This window comes from Pseudomonas sp. 44 R 15, from assembly GCF_900004965.1.
GTDB classification, from domain to species: domain Bacteria; phylum Pseudomonadota; class Gammaproteobacteria; order Pseudomonadales; family Pseudomonadaceae; genus Aquipseudomonas; species Aquipseudomonas orientalis_A.
In genome coordinates, this window is the sequence record NZ_CVTU01000017.1 from 1 (window position 1) to 1,671 (window position 1,671).

The window sequence follows — 1,671 nt, forward strand, 5'->3', positions numbered from 1 at the left end:
CCTGCCAGTGAAGCCGAAACCACCGTGCGCGTGGACACCGCGCGCCTGGACGACATCATGAACATGGTCGGCGAACTGGTACTGGTGCGTAACCGCCTGGTGCGCCTGGGTCTGAACAGTGGCGACGAAGCCATGCAGAAGGCCGTGTCGAACCTCGACGTGGTCACCGCCGATCTGCAGACCGCCGTGATGAAAACGCGGATGCAGCCGATCAAGAAAGTCTTCGGCCGCTTCCCGCGCCTGGTTCGCGACCTGGCGCGCCAGCTCAAGAAAGAAATCACCCTGGAACTGGTGGGCGAAGAAACCGACCTCGACAAAAACCTTGTCGAGGCCCTGGCCGACCCGCTGGTCCACTTGGTGCGCAACGCCGTCGACCACGGCGTGGAAACCCCGGAAGAACGCGAAGCCTCGGGCAAGTCACGCAACGGCAAGGTGATCCTGGCGGCGGAGCAGGAGGGCGACCACATCCTGCTGTCGATTACCGATGACGGCAAAGGCATGGACCCGACCATCTTGCGCAATATCGCCGTCAAGCGCGGCGTGATGGACAAGGACGCCGCCGACCGCCTGACCGACACCGAGTGCTACAACCTGATCTTCGCGCCGGGTTTCTCGACCAAGACCGAGATTTCCGACGTGTCCGGGCGTGGCGTCGGCATGGACGTGGTGAAGACCAAGATCAGCCAGCTCAACGGCTCGATCAATATCTACTCCACCAAGGGCCAGGGCTCCAAGATCGTCATCAAGGTGCCGTTGACCCTGGCGATCATGCCGACCCTGATGGTGATGCTGGGCAACCAGGCGTTTGCCTTCCCGCTGGTCAACGTCAACGAGATCTTCCACCTCGACCTGTCGCGCACCAACGTGGTGGACGGCCAGGAAGTGGTGATCGTGCGCGACAAGGCCTTGCCGCTGTTCTACCTCAAGCGCTGGCTGGTGGCGTCGGCCAAGCATGAAGAGCAGCGCGAGGGCCATGTGGTGATTCTGTCGGTGGGCACCCAGCGCATCGGCTTTGTGGTCGATCAACTGGTGGGCCAGGAAGAAGTGGTGATCAAGCCTTTGGGCAAGATGCTGCAGGGCACCCCGGGCATGTCGGGTGCCACCATCACCGGTGACGGTCGCATCGCGCTGATTCTCGATGTTCCGAGCATGCTCAAGCGTTACGCCGCACGGCGTATTTGATTCTGGCGGGGCAGGGCGCGCGAGTGCCCGCCCCGTCTAACGGAGTGTTTATGGCAGTCAAGGTCCTGGTGGTGGACGATTCGGGTTTCTTCCGCCGCCGCGTCTCGGAGATTCTTTCCGCCGATCCAACGATCCAGGTAGTCGGCACGGCCACCAACGGCAAAGAGGCGATCGAACAAGCCATTGCGTTGAAGCCGGACGTGATCACCATGGACTACGAAATGCCGATGATGGATGGCATCACGGCCGTGCGTCATATCATGCAACGTTGCCCGACACCGGTGTTGATGTTCTCCTCGCTGACCCACGAAGGCGCCCGGGTGACCCTGGATGCGCTGGATGCCGGCGCGGTGGATTTCCTGCCCAAGAATTTCGAAGACATCTCGCGCAACCCCGAGAAGGTCAAGCAGATGCTGTGCGAGAAAGTGCACAGTATTTCACGCAGTAACCGCCGCAGCCTGTTCAGCGCGCCAGCCCCTGCACCGACGC

Annotated in this window: 2 protein-coding genes; both read left to right on the forward strand. The window is 61.8% G+C overall.

Features of this window, described 5'->3' with window-relative positions; all coding sequences use genetic code 11:
• Positions 1-1,182, forward strand: a 1,182-nt coding sequence (locus BFP93_RS01205; protein ID WP_141687922.1) for a chemotaxis protein CheA, incomplete at its 5' end; no start/stop codon positions are given.
• Positions 1,183-1,232: 50 nt separating this feature from the next.
• Positions 1,233-1,671, forward strand: a 439-nt coding sequence (locus BFP93_RS01210) for a response regulator (RefSeq protein WP_141687923.1), incomplete at its 3' end; no start/stop codon positions are given.